This window comes from Polycladidibacter hongkongensis (assembly GCF_001561995.1).
In the GTDB taxonomy this organism is placed as follows: domain Bacteria; phylum Pseudomonadota; class Alphaproteobacteria; order Rhizobiales; family Stappiaceae; genus Pseudovibrio; species Pseudovibrio hongkongensis.
Map to the genome: position 1 here is coordinate 86,203 of NZ_LLWC01000036.1, position 17,511 is coordinate 103,713.

The following is a 17,511-nucleotide window of genomic DNA, read 5'->3' on the forward strand; positions in this document are numbered from 1 at the left end:
GTGTCAATGGGGGAAGCCGCCAATGCGGCATCGATGGGCAAAACACCTTGGTTCAAACATGCAGCTGGTTGATTATGCGGCAGCAAAAAAAGCTCGAAAGCTACATAGTCAATTGTTGTTTAACTAAAAATCAGTCACTCCCTGACAAAAAACAGGTGTGGCTTTGCAACCACACCTGTTGGCATTGATTTCGATTATGAGATGCTTAGGAGAGCTGGGCAACCCATGTGCGCGGTAGCTGCGGGACATTGGCCGACTCGTTTGCGCTGTTGCGCTGGAAGGACGAGGTCTGCCGTTTCGCATTGGACAACTGCTGCGCGGTGAGCAATTTCGCAATCTCGGCGCGCTTGGCCTGAGCTTCTTGGTCGCCTGCCGCTCCGGCAAGGGCAAACCACTTATAGGAAGCAACCAGATCCTGCACCTTGCCAAGGCCGCGGGCATAGAGCATCGCCAGATTAAACTGACTGTCTTTGTTTCCCGCTTCCGCTGCTAGCTGGAACCAATAGGCAGCCCTATCAAAATCCGGCTCTCCCTTGGTGCCACTGGCATACATGACCGCAAGGTTGTGCATGGCTTTGATATTGCCCTGCTTGGCAGATGCGGAATACCAGAATTCAGCAGCCTCAATATCCCGCACTAGCCCCAAGCCACGCTCATAGGAGCTGGCGAGGCGATATTGCGCGACGGCCAAGCCGCCTTCAGCTGCATAGCTGTACCACGTGGCAGCGGCGCTATCATCTTTTGGCAGATTAGTGCCGCTTGAATACCACAGACCAATCTGGAATTGGGCAAGCGGGTCCTTGCTCTCCAAAGCAGCCGAGAGATCAGCCCCTTTGGCGGATTGCGGTAACGCTGCGACCAGCTGCTTGTAGGTCTCCTGCTGCGGGTTTACCTCTGCTTTAGCGACAGCAAAATGGGCTTGTCTATTTGCTGCCGCTTGCGCAAAGGCCGTCGTTCCCTGTAAGGATGGCCGCTGCAAAGCAGGTGTGACTGATTGCCAATTACCAGCGAGCAGCTCTGCGGGAAAAATACCCGTGGCAGCACCAAATTGCTTCTCTTCTGGCAATGCAGATTGCGGGGTGTCCATGGCCCTTGGCGACAGGGTATTGCCAAGGGTCGCGCTGACATCCGTATCGCTTCCAAAAACGCCGAAGACCTGCATGGTTCCCATAGCAATGAGGAGCGCGGCAGTTGTCAACAAAACTGCTTTACGCCGGCCAAATTTGGTTGGCTTAGTGTCGTCCCCCTCATCCTCATCGGCCGCCTCTGAGGGGGCTGCCTCATCTTTGCGCCTCAAGAAACCGTCGGGTATGGCAATGTGTTCAGGGGTTGGCTCTTCTTTGCGTTTTAGGTAGTCGGAAAGGCGGCGCGCACGTCGTTTTTTCTGGCCGTCTTCCTCTTCCTCTTCATGTTCTGGCAATTCGCGTTCGCGGCTGGCCGCAACTTCTGCAGCAGCAGCTTGGGCAGCGCGACGCGCGGCGGCAATGTACTCCGCCTTGCGATCCGCTTCGGCTCTGGCCTCTGCCGCGCTTTGTTCATCCAGACGCGGGCTGGCTGCCCCCATCTCGACAAGCGCATTGGTTTCTTCAATTGCGAAACCTGCGACATCGCCCGTTGCCCCAAGGGCTTTAAGATCTGCTGCGGTGTCCAGAGCGGCGGCTTGCGACATATCCGGCGTTTGTTGATCCAACACCGGATCAATAGCGGCGCGCTCTTCGTCTGTGTGCTCTTGGTCCGCCGCGTAAGTGGATGCGGTTGGTTCTTGCAGTTGTTGCTCTGATGCTTGGTGCTCTAGCGCTTGCGATTGCTCTTCTTGAGGCTGCTCGTAGAGCGGCCCTGTTTGGTCTTCAGCCGATAGTGCCGTTGTATGTGTGCTCGGCGTCTCGACAAATGAGGCCATTTGCTGCAATGCCGCCTCACCCGGCTCCAGAGCGGCTTGCTGTTCCTGAGGTGCGGCTGATTGTGTTTCTTCTTCGCTCTCGCCTGCCTTGTGCTTTGTTAACGCGGCAATGATGTTGCGGACTTGGCTGTCGCCAACAAACTTCTCATGCTCCTGCCCGATTTGGCCAAGGTCAGCAAGGTCCGGAGCGCCAGCATGGGATGCATCAGCTGCTTCGGCTGCTTCCAGTTCATCCAGATGCGTGACAATACGTTGTAGCATTGCCTCCATGTTATCGAGCTGGTGGGGCTCTTCGCTGTCGCTTTGCGCCATCAGCTTCAGCGCTTGCATATCAGCTTGTAGTCCCCCAAGGGCGCTGTCGACAACCTGTATTGCAGCTGTTGCCTGAACGCTCTTTTCCGAAGCCGCGGCGCTCTGAACACCCAGTAATTCTATATTGGCGTTGCCGGCTTCCACCATGTCGGCAAGAGCACGAACCTGCATCTCGATCCGCTCCAGCGCGCCATCTTCTTCAAAGCCTCGCGGATTTGCGAGAGCCGCAACCACATTGTCGATCTGGCCCTGCAGCTCTTGCGTGGTTGGCAGTTGATCAATCTTGGCAGAAACCCGCTGCAACTCGGCTGATATTTTGAGCAGCAACTCCGGCTCTACCTGATTAGACAGCGCCGCGATGTTGGTTTGTTCCAGCCGGTCCAGCTTGCCTGCAAGCTGTTGGAGTAGCTCGACTTGCATCTCGTCCTTTGCCGAAACACCGGCCAGCTTTGCCTCCATTTGCTCCAGATGCTGAGTGAACTGGTCCAAACGGCTTTCAAGGGCAGCAAAGTCATCGCGGTGGCTAGATACCGACGCCGGTGTCCGCTCTATACGGTTTAGCTGATCACGAATGCCGTTTAGATCTTGCAGCAAACGGGCCTCGGCGCGTTGCACTGCCTCATAGGATCCATCGCGCTCTTCCAAATGGTTGGAGAGCGTAGACATGTGCGAGCAGATACGCTCCAGCGTCCCTTCGGCAGGCAGCTGTTGTTCTACCCGTACAAGCCGGGTTTGTATGTCACGCTGCATGGCTGTAAAGTGCTCCAGCTCGTCCATGCGTTGTGTCAGGAAGCGTAGGCGCTTGTCGATTTCTCCCAGTAGCGGCTCTGGGTTCATGCCGGTGATAGTTTTTTCTAGCTGCTGCACGTCGTTGTGCAGGTGCTCAAGTGCTTGGGTGTCCGCACGTGCGGCGACATATTCCAGCCGCTCTTGCAGATGCTGGAGGCGGCTTTCCATTGCTATGAGTTGCCCTGCCTGTGGCAACTCGGAGACAAGCAGGCTCAACTCGTCCAATCGCTTTTCAAGTAGCTCTTGGATTGCTGGGTCGACGCGTTCGCGCGCTATTACCTCCAGGCGCTGAGTGGTTGCATCATATTCATCTTTGAGCTGCTCCACGCTTTGCGCTGTGTGGGCGGGTTCAAGCTGCTCGCGCAGGTCTTGCAGTTTACCACGAAGCTTGCCAGCTTTGACCCTGCCCTGCTTGTTCTTTTCCAAGCGGGCGATCAGTGTATCCAGCTCCTGCAAAGGGTCTGACCCTTGTTCCCGCGTTGTGTGAGCTGCATCAGGCTTCAAGCTTGGCTGGCGAATTTCTTCGGAAATCGAGGAGTAGCGGCGCGGCACCGGGTAGGCCTCATGCTGCTCGGGCAATTGGCTGTACAAGCGCTGATTGCGCGGCGTTTCTGCGCGGCGCTTCGCCATAGGATCAAATGTAGTTTTTGCCTCACTCTGCACCCCGTGGTGCTGTGTATCAGAGTACGGGTGTGCAGGCGCGTAAGCGGTCGCACTGTGTTGCTGCGCTGGTGCGGGATTGTCCAGCAGGCTTTCCAAAGCGCTTGCGATTTCGTCCAGCTGTGATGATGTGGATGCCCGCGTTCCTGCCAAACTGTCCCGCGCTGGCGCAGATCGCTGGCGCAGCGCACTAAGTAGGCTGTTCACCTGCGGGTCGGAGGTGGCAAAGGCCTCATCAAGGGCAGGCGCGCGCGTATCTGTCTGATCGCCAAGGCGCAAAGCTTCCAAGAGAAGCTCTTTGGTGCTGCGCTGCTGCCTGTTTGATCTGCTGGTCATGGACCTTCACCCACCTGATGTTTTTTTAAAGCCCCCTCATGCTGCGAATCAGTTGCGCATAAACAAAGGGACCAAAGTCGTCGGTTACTAGTTTTTTACCAACTACGGTAAATAGAGCGTTAACTATACGCAGGTGGGTGCTTTTTTCCTCGCGTCATGATTGCCTGCGGCGGTTACGCACGGTTGAAACATGGCAAATAGTGCTTTGGCTTTGACAGTAGGCCTAATATATTTAATGGATGCATGTTGAAACTGGCCCACGGGCCATGCCCTAGCGTCCCCTTTGTGTTTTTTGGGGTTTCTTTGTCGCTGCTCCCTAGAATTTCAAGGGAGAAGCCCGCATAGTGCCACGGTTGCTTTTGAAAAGGTCGGAATGATGAGCGAAGCCCTGCAGATGAATAATACTCTGGTTGATGTTGTCAGTCAGGAGAGCGGCAGTGGCAAGAAAACCCAGTTCAGCATTGGTGATCTGGCGAAGGAATTCGACATAACCCTTCGTACGTTGCGCTTCTATGAAGACAAAGGGCTGATTAACCCAAAACGCGAAGGCATGAACCGGGTGTATTCACGGCGCGATAGGGCGCGGTTGAAACTGGTTATCATGGGCAAGAGTGTCGGCTTTTCGCTCGCGGAAATTCGCGAGATGCTTGATCTTTACGACCTGCGCGATGGGCAGGTGACACAGCTTCGCGTTGCGCTGTCGCGCTTTGAGGGACAAATCGAGACCCTGCAAAAACAACGCGATGATATTGATCAGGCTATTGGCGAACTTTCCCGCACTGTTGATATTGTTTCAGGGATCTTGAAACAAAAGGAAGCGGAAGAAGCCGAGTAGAGCTGCGTCACTTCCAAGCGGTGTTAAAACGTGCCTTAAGCTCACGCTCGTAACGTTTTGTGGCGGACTGTTGTTAAGCCGCGACACATTAGCGAACACGCTTGCCGCTAGGGATGCTTGCTAGCAGAAATGCCTTAATTATAAAAGTCAGGTATTTAGCATATCCATCTTTTATAGTTGAGGCATTTCATGAGAAGCAGCCATATTTTATGCAAGGTTCACGACCTAAAAACTGCTGTTAAAGACTATCAGGATCTGGGATTTACTGTTGAGTGGGGGGATGAGCCCGAAAAAGCGATCAATGCGTTGATCTGGTTTGAGCGAGGCCCCTTTATCGAGCTCATTGATGCCGATGCAGCGCAGCCACCCAAGGCGATCGCTTGGCTGCTTGGCCGTTTTTTTCCTACGGGGATGATCGCACGCTTTAACCATTGGCAACAGATGCCTGAAGGCTGGGTCGAGCTTGCTCTAGAAACCCATGGTACAGACATCCAACCGGAAGTTAAGGCTTTAAAACGGCGCGATTTTAAAATTTCAGGACCGTTTACAAACAAGCGCAGGCCACCTAATGGGTGCCTCATTACCACGCAAACCGCCTTTCCCCACAACATGCGCCTGCCGATCCTTATGGGAGCTTATCGCCCTGACCCACGCCCGAAGAGCATATTCCACGCCAACGGAGCTGTTGGGATTAGCTGTATTTCTTTTGGATACAACCCAAAGGACCAGCGCGATTGGGAACAAATACTTGACCAAAATGACCCTTGGCTTGCTCTTGAATCCGGTCGTATCGGCGTGGGCCATGTCTCACTTCTAGGATTAAGAGAAGCTCTGCCGCTTGAAAAAACACATGGCGCCGTCATTGTGCCGGGATAGCGCGCCGACCTTCCCATTGTTACTAGCAAAAATAGGGTAAGAGCGGCTGTTCTTACCCGAGTTTGTGTTTGAGCATTTGCAGCATTCTCATGCAATACAAGAGCGTTTCCTAGCGCCGTTTAGTTGCTCTGGGTCGGTTGCGCCCGCGCAAGCTCGACAAGGTTGCCGAGTTTTACATCGAAGATCACAGGGATTTTACTCATTCTTTTGGCTAGGTCTTGCCAGAGATTGGCAGAAATCTGCGGATAAGAATGAAACCACCCACAACTCCCCCTCTTGCCCTTAAGGGCATGTCCTCTTATATTTCACATGTTGACGTTTGCGTAAACGTCAATACGATACAGCAGAGTTGAGGAGTGCTGCTGCGTTTTGGAAGGGAGCTGGTATGCCTGTTTATAGTGCGCCTGTCGATGATACGTTGTTTTTGCTGAATGATGTGTTCGGCTTTGAAAAGTATTCTAACCTGCCGCGCTTTGGCGAGGCTACACCGGATCTGGTGGAAGCAATTTTGCGCGAAGGCGCTAAATTCTGCGAGGAGCAGGTGCAGCCACTGAACCGTGTTGGCGACAGCCAGGGCTGTACACGCCATGAGGATGGCAGTGTGAGTACGCCGGACGGTTTTAAGGCGGTTTATCATGCCTATTCGGAGGGCGGCTGGGGCGGCCTTTCCATTCCTGAAGAGCTGGGTGGACAGGGTCTACCTCAAATTCTAACAAATATTCTTAACGAGTACTTGTGCTCGGCCAATATGGCGTTTGCCATGTATCCCGGCCTTACCGCTGGCGCGATGGCAGCGCTGATGATGCATGCCAGTGAAGAAGCGCAGAAGATCTACATTCCTAAAATGGCGAGCGGCGAATGGACCGGCACCATGAACCTGACCGAACCCCATTGTGGTACGGATTTAGGCCTGCTGCGCACCAAGGCTGTGCCAAATGGCGATGGCACCTACAAGATTTCCGGCACGAAAATCTTCATCAGTGCCGGTGAGCACGACATGGCCGAAAATATCGTGCACCTTGTACTTGCGCGTATCGAAGGCGCACCGGCGGGGACCAAGGGCATTTCCTTGTTCCTTGTGCCGAAATTCAAGGTAGATGCGGACGGAAATTTGGGCGATGCCAACGGGGTTTCCTGTGGCTCCATTGAAGAGAAAATGGGCATCCACGGCAATTCCACCTGTGTGATGAACTATGACAGCTCTGAAGGGGTGCTGGTTGGTGAGGAGCACAAGGGCCTGCGTGCCATGTTCACCATGATGAACGAGGCGCGGCTTGGCGTGGGTATTCAGGGGCTTTCCCAATCGGAAGTGGCCTATCAAAATGCCGTGACCTACGCGCGCGAACGGCTGCAGGGGCGATCTTTAACGGGGGCCAAAGCGCCGGAAAAGGCTGCGGATCCGATTATCGTACATCCAGATGTGCGGCGGGTGCTGATGAGCATTCGCTCGTTTAATGAAGCGGCGCGGGCGCTGACCATTTGGGCCGGATTACACGGCGATATTTCGCATGTGGCCGAAGATGAGGCGCAAAAACAAGCCAGTGAAGATGTTATGGCGCTGCTGACCCCTGTTATCAAAGGAGTGTTAACCGACAAGGGCTTTGATAACGCCGTGATGGCGCAACAAATGTATGGCGGGCATGGCTATATAGCCGAATGGGGCATGGAGCAGTTTGTACGCGATGCGCGCATTGCCATGATCTACGAGGGCGCCAACGGCATTCAGGCACTGGATCTGGTGGGCCGGAAGCTACCGGCCAATGGCGGGCGTGCGGTGCAGGCATTCTTTAAAGAGGTGCACAAATTCCTGAAAGAGCATGAGGAGAGCGAGGAGTTCGCCAGCTTCATGAAGCCGCTGCGCAAGGGGCTGGAAGATTTGCAAGCCGCCAGCATGTGGCTGATGCAGAACGGCATGAAGAACCCTGACAATGCCGGGGCTGCCTCGACCGACTATATGCACCTGATGGGGCTGGTAGCGCTTGGCTATATGTGGGGCCGCATTGCGGTTACCGCAAAAGCGCAGATTAAAGCGGGGGCGAATGGCAAGGCCGAATGGCTGGACAACAAGCTTACCCTTGGCAAGTTCTTCATGGAGCGCACCATGCCGGAAACGAGCGCCCATCTGGCGCGCATATCCAGCGGGTGCGATACTATGATGAGCCTTGAAGCCGACGCATTCTAAAGAGACTTTGAGAGTAGGGCGGGCCAGCGCCTGCCCTGCCCCACATTTTTTATTGCCACTGAATATCTATGGGTCTGCGTGACCCCCTCGCCTTTTTGCAGGATTGATGCTTGCGCGCGGCGGTGGATAAAACAACGCAGAGCCTACCAAACAAAGCCCAACCAGAGGCTGGAGGAGCTTATGGCAGACGCCTTTATTTATGATCATGTACGCACCCCGCGCGGGCGTGGCAAAAAAGATGGTTCACTGCACGAGGTGCCAAGTGTTCGCCTTGCAGCTGTGGCACTGGAAGCGGTGCGCGATCGCAACGGGCTGGACACCGGCCTTGTGGACGATGTGGTGCTGGGCTGTGTGGACCCCGTTGGCGAAGCTGGCGGCAATATCGCCCGTGCGGCAACGTTTGCGGCCGGTTATGCCACCTCGGTGCCGGGCATGCAGATCAACCGTTTTTGCGCCTCTGGCCTTGATGCGGTGAACACCGGCGCAGCGCAAGTGATGGCTGGACAGCATGATCTGGTGATTGCTGGCGGGGTGGAAAGTATGAGCCGCGTGGGCATTGGCGCCTCTGGCGGTGCTTGGCCAATTGAGCCGCAAGTGGCGGTGCCCTCCTATTTTATGCCGCAAGGTGTTTCTGCCGATTTGATCGCCAGCAAATACGGCTTTAGCCGCGATGATGCAGATGCCTATGCGATCCAGAGTCAACAACGTGCGGACGCCGCATGGAAAGATGGACGATTTGCGCGCTCGGTCATCCCCGTTAAAGACATAAATGGACTGACCATTCTGGATCGTGATGAGCACATGCGCCCTGAAACCGACATGCAATCATTGGCCGGGCTGAACCCCTCCTTCGAGATGATGGGGCAGATGGGTGGCTTTGATGCGGTGGGTGTTGCTGCGCATCCCGAGTTGGAGAAGGTTGCCCATGTGCACCATGCGGGCAATTCCTCGGGCATTGTGGATGGGGCTGCAGCTATCCTTATCGGCAATGAAAGCGCTGGGGTGGCAGCCGGGCTCAAGCCGCGGGCACGCATAAAAGCTTTTGCCAATATTGGCTCTGACCCTGCGCTGATGCTGACCGGGCCGGTGGACGTGACCCAGAAGCTGTTGGCCAAAAGCGGCATGAACCTTGGCGATATTGATCTGATTGAAATCAACGAAGCGTTCTCTGCCGTGGTGCTGCGCTATATGCAGGCGCTGGAGCTGGACCCTACCACGGTGAACGTGAATGGCGGAGCCATCGCCATGGGCCATCCATTGGGCGCAACGGGGGCTATGATACTCGGGACTGTTCTGGACGAGTTGGAACGGCAGGATAAATCCACCGCGCTGGTGACCCTGTGTATTGGCGCTGGTATGGGCACAGCTACCATTATCGAGCGTGTTTAAGGCAAGGAGCACAGCAATGACATACACACACTTCTCGCTTGCAACTGACGCTGATGGCTTTGCAACACTGACTTGGGACAGCCCGAACCGCTCGATGAATGTTTTCACCATGGAGGTGATGGCGGAGCTGGACAAGGTGGTGACTGACGTGGCCGCGGATGAAGCCATTAAGGGCGTGGTGCTGATCTCCGGCAAATCCGGTTTTTCCGGCGGTGCGGATCTGACCATGCTGGAAGGTCTTTTGGCCGATTTCCATGCCAAACAGGCACAGGACAACGAGGCGGCAACGCAGGAGCTGTTTAATCGCTCGCGGTATCTGAGCCAAGTCTTCCGCCGCCTAGAGACCTGCGGCACGCCGTTTGTGGCTGCGATTGATGGCGTTTGCATGGGCGGGGGCACCGAGCTTGCGCTCTCCTGCCATGCGCGCATTGCCAGCGATAGCCTGAAGATGGGCTTGCCCGAGGTTAAGGTTGGCCTGTTCCCCGGTGCAGGGGGCACCCAGCGGGTGATGCGCATGGTGGGCGACTTGCAGGCGGGCATGACTTTCCTTTTGCAAGGGCAGACACTGGACGCAAAGAAGGCACAGCGGCTAAAGCTGATAGACGCAGTGCATAGCAAAGACGGCCTTGTGGCGGCGGGCAAAGCCCTGCTTGCGACGGGCGTTGATGCGGTGAAGCCTTGGGACAAGAAGGGTTTCAAGATCCCCACTGGCAAGGTGTATACGCCCTCTGGCTTCCAGTTCTGGCCCGCGGCCAACGCCATTTACCGGCGCGAGACACAAGACAACTACCCCGGTGCGCGGGGCCTGTTGCACTCTGTTGTTGAGGGGCTACAACTGCCAATGGATTTGGCGTTGCAAGTGGAAAGCCGTTACTTTGCCAATGTGTTGATGAGTAAGGAAGCGGCGGCAATGATCCGCTCGCTGTTCGTCTCCATGCAGGAGCTGAACAAGGGTGCGCGTCGCCCAGCGGGGGTTCCGGCAAGTGACTTGAAGAAGATTGGCATTCTGGGTGCTGGCTTTATGGGGGCGGGCATTGCGTTTGTTTCGGCCAAGGCGGGGCTTGAGGTGGTGCTTCTGGACCGCGAGCAAGAGGCTGCCGACAAGGGCAAGGCACATTCTGAAGGCTTGATGGACAAGGCAATCAAGCGCGGCAAAAGCACACCGGAAGCCAAGGAACAGCTGCTGGCAAAGATCACCCCGACGACGGATTATGCCGCACTTGCCCAGTGCGATCTGGTCATCGAGGCGGTGTTTGAAGACCGGGAGATCAAACGGCAGGTCACAGAGCAGGCCGAAGCCCACATGAAAGCGGGTGCAGTTTACGCTTCCAACACCTCGACCTTGCCGATTACCTCATTGGCCGAGGCCTCCAAGCAGCCGGATAACTTTATCGGCATTCACTTCTTCTCACCGGTTGACAAGATGATGCTGGTGGAAGTGATTATGGGCGAGAAAACCGGAGACAAGCCGCTGGCGGTGGCGCTGGATTACATCAAGCGTATCAAGAAAACACCGATTGTGGTGAATGACAGCCGCGGTTTCTACACCTCGCGCGTAGTGATGACCTATATTCGCGAAGGCATCATGATGCTGGGCGACGGGGTTCCTGCTGCTATGGTGGAAAATGCCGGTAAAATGGCTGGTATGCCGGTGGGGCCGCTTTCGCTTGCCGATGAGGTGGCGCTGGATCTGGCTTACAAGATCACTGCAGCGACCCGCAAGGATATGGGCGATGCCTACGAGCGTAGCGCGCTGGATGACATCCTAGACGAGATGGTGCTGAACCGCGAACGCTTTGGCCGCAAGAACACCAAAGGGTTCTACGATTACAAAGGCCGAGACAAGGCCTTGTGGCCGGGCATTCCCGAGGTTACCGGCACGCCGAAAGCAGCGGATTCCTTTGACATCGAGACCTTGAAGCAGCGCCTACTTGCAATGCAAGCATTGGAAACTGTGCGCGTGTTTGAAGAAAACTGCCTGACCGATGTGCGCGAAGCGGATGTCGGCTCGATCCTCGGATTTGGCTTTGCCCCTTACACCGGCGGTACGCTTTCCTACATTGATGGCATGGGCACCAAGGCTTTCCTTGCGCTGTGCCAACAGTTTGAAGCAGCACATGGCGAGCGGTTCAAACCGTGCAAACTGCTGATCGAGATGGCACAAAAAGACGAGCGGTTTTATGATCGGTTTCCGCCGGTAAAACAGCTGGCAGAGGCTGCTGCCTAAGAACAAGAGTTGATGCATCAATAGACATTGGGCCACGGGGCAACGCTCCGTGGTCTTTTTATTGCGTAGTCGTTTATTAGCGTGGCCACAAAGTCTTGCTTGCCAAGTGGTGCGGCTGGGATAAGATCAACCCAGTTTATTTGTATTGCATGCCTTTTCCTCTAATCAACTTGTGGTTCTCATGTCATTGCTCAGTTGCCGCGAAATAACACGGCGTGTTTTCCCTGTGTTTGTCGGGGGCAGCGCGGTCATGCTCACCAGCTGGACCGATACGGCCCTTGCCAGTCATTTCGGCTTGGTCGAGGTGGCGGCGGTAGGCCTGAGTGGCCTCAGCTTCTTTGCGCTGTTTGCCTTTGCAAACGGCATTGGCACCAGCGTGCTATCGCTCACCAGCGCTTTGCGGGAGAGCGCGCCAAAAGCGCGGGTAATGGAAGCGTTCTGCGTGGCGGTGATACTTGCTGCAATACTTGCTCCGGTTATGGTGCTGGTTAGCCTGTGGGCCCTGCCAAGCCTTGTGCAGATCCTTAGCGAGGATACGAGAGTGCAAGAGGCACTGCTTGTCTACCTGCCCCCACTTATTGTTTCCCTGCTATTTTACTATGGCAATGCGGGCATTCGCGGGTTGATGCTGGCTTACAAGCGCCCGGATGTGACCATGCAGGTATCGCTTTCTATGCAGCTGGTGAACTTTCTGCTCAGTCTGGCCTTTGCTTTTGGCCTTGGCCCTTTTCCCGAGCTTGGATTTTATGGAGTGGCGTTGGCGACCCTGGTTTCCTACGTTTTTGGCTTCGGGTTTTACTTGCTGCGGCTTTTCCTATTGATGCGTGAGCACGGGCTGGCCTTGTGTGTACCGAAGCTCGGCTATGCGTTTTATGTGCTGAAAAAGATCTTGTTTGCCGGGGTTTACCAAGCACAGTATGCACTTGGATTTCTGGCTGGCATCTGGATTGTAGGGCGTATTGGCACTGTAGAGTTGGCTGTCTATCAGCTGCTTACACAAGGCATGCTGCTGCCGATTTATTTGTGTAATGCATTTACAACTCTGATGATCTCTCAATGTGCCGCTGCGCAAGAACGGGGGGATTACCCAGAAGTGCGCGCGGTGGGCTTGCAGCTGATGCGCCTATGCCTTGCAATCGTTGCTGGCTATTCGCTGCTGGCGACGCTGCTTTACCCCAGCCTATTGCGACTGAGCCTACCAGAGGCCGCAAACTACGCCGCACTCGTGTTTGCCGTCAGCTTGGCGCCCATGTTGTTTCCCTTGCAAAGCCTTTCCACGCTGGCCAACGCCTTATTGCAGGGGATGCAAGCCTATGAGCGAGTTTGGCTGGTCTCCACCATCTGTCAATGGCTGGTTTATTTGCCGCTGGCGTTTCTCTTCGCGCTTGTTTTCAAGTTCGGGCTATTGGCCGTTCTGGTGGTTGAGGGCAGCTACAGACTGTTACAATCGGCCGTGCAGCTGTTGGGTTGGCGCGCCCGGCTGCGCGCTGGAGAAAATGGGAGTGGGCAGGTAATGATAAGAGGCGGGGAGGATCGCAAGGCCAGCGCTGCCTAGGCCTGATGATTGCAATTTGCTGTGCTGGTGCCTATATGATGGCGGCAAGCAAGATGATTTTTAAGGTTGGTTTTTATGAATAAGAAAGAGCTTCATCGCTTATTGGGCGACACGCCGGGGCGGCTGGCGCTGCGACTGCTGGCGCTTTCCTTTATTGTGGGGATGGTGCTGAGCGCATTTGACCTGACGCCGCTGCGCCTTGTTGAGGAGACGATCGAGCTGTTTGCCGAGATCTGGGAGCGTGGCTTTGCCGCCCTTGGCTGGTTTGGCGAATATCTGGCAATTGGGGCGGTGGTTGTCATTCCTCTTTGGCTTATTGCCCGAATTAGCTCCTTGCGCTCTGGCGAGTGAGTTTTTGCTCTGTTCCCTTCAGCCAAACTGGTCTGCCACGCGAAACAAAATCGCGTGGCGACGGCTCAGGGTTTCTACATTGTCGCTGTAGCCGCCACCGATAACGCCGACGAGCGGCAGGCCGGCGCTGCGTACGGTCTGCACGACGAAGAATTCACGGGCGTAAAGACCAAGGTCACTGACGGCGAGACGGCCCAGTTTGTCGTCCCGGTGTATGTCAACGCCCGCATTGAAAAAAACTATATCTGGCCTGAAGCGCTTGATAGCACGCACCGTCAAATGGCGCAGCCACAGCATGTAGGCTTCATCTTGTGAGCCATCTTCCAAGCCAAAATCTAAATCCGAAGCCTGTTTTTGCAGTGGAAAGTTGTTTTCTGCATGGACGGAGAACGTAAACACTGACGGATCATTCGCAAATATTTGCGCCGTCCCATCCCCCTGATGAACATCAAGGTCGATGACCATTGCCCGCTGAATTTTGCCCTGCGCTTGCAGCAGGCGGATGGCCACAGCTACATCGTTGAACATGCAAAACCCTCTGCCCTGCGCATGGTACGCATGATGCGTGCCACCTGCAGAGTTACAAGCGATACCATGACGCAGCGCAAGTTCTGCAGCTAGGCAAGTGCCACCAACAGCATGGCGTGCCCGCTCTACAATGGTTTGGGTCAGTGGCAGGCCGAGCTGTTTTTCCTCTGCCTCATTTAAGGAGAGGTTTAGCACCGCATCCACGTAAGTGGCATCATGTGCGCCCAGCAGGGTCTCTCGCGTCACCGGATATGCCAGCTGTTCATTCTCGCTCGTTAACAAGCCTTCATCCCGCAAGTTGCGGGCGAGCGCTGCGTATTTGCCCATTGGAAATCTATGACCTGTAGGCAATTCTGCCGCATAAGAGGGGTGGTGCACAATGGCAAGCGCCATGTAGTATCCTTATTATTGTAACGCGGCTACGGTGCTTGTAGAGTGCGCCGACTCGCTGCTTCATGCCAGTATTTTTGAATTGTTTTTTCGCATAACGCCGAAAAACTCAAGAGCTTTAAGGCCCTCTTTTTCATGACAGAGCATAAACCGATCACAAATCGAAGTTTTGCAGCGTTGATGGTGCCAATGACGCTCGCTTATCTTTCTACACCACTGCTTGGGTTGGTCGATACTGCGGTTATTGGGCAACTTGGCGTAGCGGCACTGCTGGGCGGTCTAGCGATCGGCGCCTTGATATTCGATTTTATTGGTTCGCTGTTCTATTGTCTGCGGGCTGGCACGACTGCTTTGGCGGCACAGACCATGGGCCGCTGCGACAGCGAGGGCGGGCGCTATGTGCTGCTGCGCGGGTTGTTGGTGGCGCTTGGCAGCGGGTTTATCATGCTGTTGCTTGCCTACCCCATTCTTAAGGCCGGGCTGTGGGCTCTAGGGGGGAGCGCTCAAGTTCAGGCTGCCGCAACCGACTATTTCTCTGTACGTGCGCTTTCTGCGCCGCTGATGCTGGCAAATTACGTGTTGCTGGGCTGGCTGGTGGGGCAAGCGAGGGCCGGGGCCGGATTGGCGCTGCAAACGCTGCTCAACGGGCTAAACGCGGTGCTAAGCTACGTACTGGCGCTAGAGATGAACCTTGGGATCTTTGGGGTGGCTTTGGCAACGGTGATGGCCGAGGCCGTGACCTTTATTATGGGCAGTGTACTTTGTCTTGCGCTCAGTGGCGGGCTGCGAAAAATTTCATGGGCACGACTGCTCAACAAGCAAAAGATGCTGGATCTATTTGCCCTTAACCGCGATATCATGATCCGCTCGTTTTGCCTGCTGTTTGCCTTTGGCTTTTTTACAGCGCGCAGTGCGGCGCAGGGTGATGTTATTCTGGCGACCAACGCACTGTTGGAGCGGTTCTTTTTGGTAGGCGGGTACTTTCTTGATGGCGCCGCCTCGGCCGCCGAGCAGTTGGTTGGGCGTACATTTGGTGCAAAAGACTGGCGCGGCCTGCGCAAAGCCTTGCGGCTTACCTATATCTGGAGCTACGGGCTCTCGATTGCCTTGTCAGTGGTGTTTTTCTTTAGCGGAACAGCCTTAATCGAGCTGATGACCACCAGCGAAGAGGTGCGGGAGCTGGCCAGTGCCTACCTTTGGGTGGCCGTGCTGTGCCCGATTGTGGGAAATCTCGCTTTCCAGATGGATGGGGTGTTTATCGGCGCGTCGTGGTCTGGCGACATGCGCAATATGATGCTGCTTTCGGTGCTGTTGTTTCTGCTGGCCTATGTGGTGCTGTTTCCCGTCTTTGGCAATGCGGGGCTCTGGTGGGCGCTGCTGGTCTTTCTTGGAGCGCGCGGTGTTACCTTATGGGTGCTGTTGCAGCGGCGGTTGGGTGTATTCGCCGCTACTTAAAAACGCTGCACGCTTTAGGACAGCGGCTCACTTGCCCAAGCCTCGGCATTGCTACCAACGGCCTGTTGCAAGGAGGAAAGCCCCTCCTCCTGCACTTTTTGCAGGAGATAGGCGTTGATATCCGCCACCAAATCCGGCCCCTCGTAAACCATCGCCGAATAGAGCTGAAGCAGGTTAGCGCCAGCGCAAATCTTTGCCCATGCGGTTTCGCCCGAGTGAATGCCGCCTACGCCGACAATCGGTAGATCAGGCCCCACAAGGCGGCGCATTTTTGCAAGTGCAATGGTGGAAAGGCGGAAGAGCGGCGCGCCGGAGAGGCCGCCAGCTTCGCTCGCCTGTGCGCTATCTTTGAGCGGCGGGCGGGAAATGGTGGTGTTGGAGATAATCAGGCCATCTACCTTTTGCGCCAGTGCCACCTCTGCAATATCTGCGAGCAGGGCTTCATCTGCATCAGGGGCGATTTTTAGCAGGACCGGGACTTGACGACCCACTTTAGCCGTTTGAGCATCGCGAGCGGCCATGGTGCGGCTGAGGAGGTCGGTCAGGGCGTCTTTTGCTTGCAGATCACGCAGGCCCGGTGTGTTGGGCGAAGAGATATTTGCGGTGAAGTAGTCGGCAGCACTGGCGAAGGCCTCGATGCCCTGGACGTAGTCTGCCGCGCGATCCTCTGAGGTTTTGTTTGCGCCGATGTTTACACCTAAGATGCCCGGCCGCTGGCGGGGCAGCTTGGCAAGGCGGGCCTTGAGCGCCCCATGGCCCTCGTTGTTGAAACCATAACGATTGATGACCGCTTTATCTGCGGTTAGGCGGAAGTTGCGCGGGCGCGGGTTGCCCGGTTGGGGCAGCGGGGTAACCGTGCCCACTTCCACATGGCCGAAGCCCATTTTCATGAGCGGAATAGGCACCTCGCCATTTTTGTCAAAGCCGGCAGCCATGCCCAGCGGGGATTTAAAGGTGAGATCGGCAAGTTGGTAGCTCAGACGCGGGTCCTGCACCGGCTTGGGCCAGAGGCCGACACCTGTTGCCAACATCTTAATAGTCAGATTATGCGCGGCCTCAGGCTCTAAGCAGTGCATGGCCTTGAGGCCGAGGCGGTTAACTGATCGCAGTAGGGTCATTGGCTAAGCTCCGGGAGAGAGTGACTGCCGTCGTCATTCATTGGAATTGGTTTTTGCCAGTACAGCTTTGCTGTTGGCAGCGGGGCATACAGATGCGGGAACAGCGCGCCGCCGCGGGAGGGCTCCCATTTTAACTCATCAGGAGCGAAATCTTCAGAGCGAAATGCAAGCAGCAACAAATCTTGCTGACCAGCGAAATGCTTGTCTAGCGTGCCTTGCAAGGTGTCATCGGTGGAGAAATGGATATAGCCATCAGCGATATCAACGGGAGCACCGGAGAAAACTCCGGTCTTGATTGCTGCCTCCCACATGGTGCGGGGGGCGATCTTGTAGATCAGTGCCATAGAGCCTTTGCCTTTCAGTGGGCGAGCATTGCCAACTGAAAGCAGTTTCTTAAAGGGTGTGCCCTGCCTTTGGCAAGTCCTGTTGTTGTCGCAGCAGTTGGTTGGCAAGGATTTGTTTGCCATACGAGCACTCTTCATTGGCCGCTTGGTGTTTTCCCTTCAGCTCGTGAAACTTGTCTTGATTGGTTTTCGCCGGGATTAACCGCCCCGCCTGCACGCTCATATTTAATCGTTGAGGGCACTGGCCCTTGTTGTTTTTGGATT

12 protein-coding genes are annotated in these 17,511 nt (G+C 55.5%); 8 read left to right on the top strand and 4 right to left on the bottom strand.

The window, feature by feature from the left end; all coding sequences use genetic code 11:
- Positions 1-205 precede the first annotated feature (205 nt).
- The gene (locus tag AYK82_RS15600; protein WP_068318118.1) at positions 206-3,997 is read right to left on the bottom strand and encodes an SEL1-like repeat protein; all 3,792 of its coding nucleotides are present in this window, start codon (positions 3,995-3,997) and stop codon (positions 206-208) included.
- A gap of 376 nt (positions 3,998-4,373) precedes the next feature.
- Between AYK82_RS15600 and AYK82_RS15605 the strand changes: the two genes are divergently transcribed.
- The 7 genes from AYK82_RS15605 to AYK82_RS15635 all read left to right on the top strand — a co-directional run bounded on the left by AYK82_RS15605 (position 4,374) and on the right by AYK82_RS15635 (position 13,412).
- On the top strand, positions 4,374-4,832 hold the full coding sequence (locus tag AYK82_RS15605; protein ID WP_068318805.1) for a MerR family transcriptional regulator: 459 nt from the start codon (positions 4,374-4,376) through the stop codon (positions 4,830-4,832).
- A gap of 189 nt (positions 4,833-5,021) precedes the next feature.
- Entirely contained in the window at positions 5,022-5,708 is a 687-nt protein-coding gene (locus AYK82_RS15610; RefSeq protein ID WP_068318121.1) for a VOC family protein, read from the top strand.
- 385 nt (positions 5,709-6,093) lie between these two features.
- Positions 6,094-7,890 carry an acyl-CoA dehydrogenase C-terminal domain-containing protein gene (locus tag AYK82_RS15615; protein ID WP_068318125.1) on the top strand — a complete coding sequence of 599 codons (1,797 nt, stop codon included), beginning with the start codon at positions 6,094-6,096 and terminating at the stop codon, positions 7,888-7,890.
- Positions 7,891-8,070: 180 nt separating this feature from the next.
- Positions 8,071-9,279 (top strand): acetyl-CoA C-acetyltransferase, encoded by a 1,209-nt coding sequence (locus AYK82_RS15620; RefSeq protein WP_068318128.1) that lies wholly within the window; start codon positions 8,071-8,073, stop codon positions 9,277-9,279.
- Positions 9,280-9,295: 16 nt separating this feature from the next.
- Positions 9,296-11,506 carry a 3-hydroxyacyl-CoA dehydrogenase NAD-binding domain-containing protein gene (locus tag AYK82_RS15625; protein ID WP_068318131.1) on the top strand — a complete coding sequence of 737 codons (2,211 nt, stop codon included), beginning with the start codon at positions 9,296-9,298 and terminating at the stop codon, positions 11,504-11,506.
- 181 nt (positions 11,507-11,687) lie between these two features.
- The gene (locus AYK82_RS15630; protein WP_068318134.1) at positions 11,688-13,061 is read left to right on the top strand and encodes an MATE family efflux transporter; all 1,374 of its coding nucleotides are present in this window, start codon (positions 11,688-11,690) and stop codon (positions 13,059-13,061) included.
- Between the two features lie 75 nt (positions 13,062-13,136).
- Positions 13,137-13,412 (top strand): DUF6460 domain-containing protein, encoded by a 276-nt coding sequence (locus AYK82_RS15635; RefSeq protein WP_068318136.1) that lies wholly within the window; start codon positions 13,137-13,139, stop codon positions 13,410-13,412.
- Between the two features lie 18 nt (positions 13,413-13,430).
- Here AYK82_RS15635 and AYK82_RS15640 read toward each other — a convergent pair whose 3' ends face one another.
- Positions 13,431-14,333, bottom strand: coding sequence for a histone deacetylase family protein (locus AYK82_RS15640; protein WP_068318139.1), 903 nt, complete (start codon positions 14,331-14,333; stop codon positions 13,431-13,433).
- A 132-nt stretch (positions 14,334-14,465) separates the two neighbouring features.
- Here AYK82_RS15640 and AYK82_RS15645 point away from each other — a divergent pair, with 132 nt between their 5' ends.
- The gene (locus AYK82_RS15645) at positions 14,466-15,785 is read left to right on the top strand and encodes an MATE family efflux transporter (RefSeq protein WP_068318142.1); all 1,320 of its coding nucleotides are present in this window, start codon (positions 14,466-14,468) and stop codon (positions 15,783-15,785) included.
- Positions 15,786-15,799: 14 nt separating this feature from the next.
- On the opposite strand, the gene AYK82_RS15650 is transcribed toward AYK82_RS15645, so the two are convergent.
- Positions 15,800-16,903 carry a quinone-dependent dihydroorotate dehydrogenase gene (locus tag AYK82_RS15650; RefSeq protein ID WP_068318145.1) on the bottom strand — a complete coding sequence of 368 codons (1,104 nt, stop codon included), beginning with the start codon at positions 16,901-16,903 and terminating at the stop codon, positions 15,800-15,802.
- Complete coding sequence (locus AYK82_RS15655; protein ID WP_341860424.1) at positions 16,900-17,370, bottom strand: DUF952 domain-containing protein; 471 nt, start codon at positions 17,368-17,370, stop codon at positions 16,900-16,902. The genes AYK82_RS15650 and AYK82_RS15655 overlap by 4 nt, the downstream gene beginning before the upstream one ends.
- Between the last annotated feature and the right edge of the window lie 141 nt (positions 17,371-17,511).

Excerpts from the sequence above, each read along its gene's own strand:
- AYK82_RS15655 (WP_341860424.1), bottom strand. The coding sequence starts at position 17,370 with ATGGCAAACAAATCCTTGCCAACCAACTGCTGCGACAACAACAGGACT.
- AYK82_RS15615 (WP_068318125.1), top strand. The coding sequence starts at position 6,094 with ATGCCTGTTTATAGTGCGCCTGTCGATGATACGTTGTTTTTGCTGAAT.
- AYK82_RS15620 (WP_068318128.1), top strand. The coding sequence starts at position 8,071 with ATGGCAGACGCCTTTATTTATGATCATGTACGCACCCCGCGCGGGCGT.
- AYK82_RS15625 (WP_068318131.1), top strand. The coding sequence starts at position 9,296 with ATGACATACACACACTTCTCGCTTGCAACTGACGCTGATGGCTTTGCA.
- AYK82_RS15605 (WP_068318805.1), top strand. The coding sequence starts at position 4,374 with ATGAGCGAAGCCCTGCAGATGAATAATACTCTGGTTGATGTTGTCAGT.
- AYK82_RS15640 (WP_068318139.1), bottom strand. The coding sequence starts at position 14,333 with ATGGCGCTTGCCATTGTGCACCACCCCTCTTATGCGGCAGAATTGCCT.
- AYK82_RS15600 (WP_068318118.1), bottom strand. The coding sequence starts at position 3,997 with ATGACCAGCAGATCAAACAGGCAGCAGCGCAGCACCAAAGAGCTTCTC.
- AYK82_RS15645 (WP_068318142.1), top strand. The coding sequence starts at position 14,466 with ATGACAGAGCATAAACCGATCACAAATCGAAGTTTTGCAGCGTTGATG.
- AYK82_RS15610 (WP_068318121.1), top strand. The coding sequence starts at position 5,022 with ATGAGAAGCAGCCATATTTTATGCAAGGTTCACGACCTAAAAACTGCT.
- AYK82_RS15650 (WP_068318145.1), bottom strand. The coding sequence starts at position 16,903 with ATGACCCTACTGCGATCAGTTAACCGCCTCGGCCTCAAGGCCATGCAC.
- AYK82_RS15635 (WP_068318136.1), top strand. The coding sequence starts at position 13,137 with ATGAATAAGAAAGAGCTTCATCGCTTATTGGGCGACACGCCGGGGCGG.
- AYK82_RS15630 (WP_068318134.1), top strand. The coding sequence starts at position 11,688 with ATGTCATTGCTCAGTTGCCGCGAAATAACACGGCGTGTTTTCCCTGTG.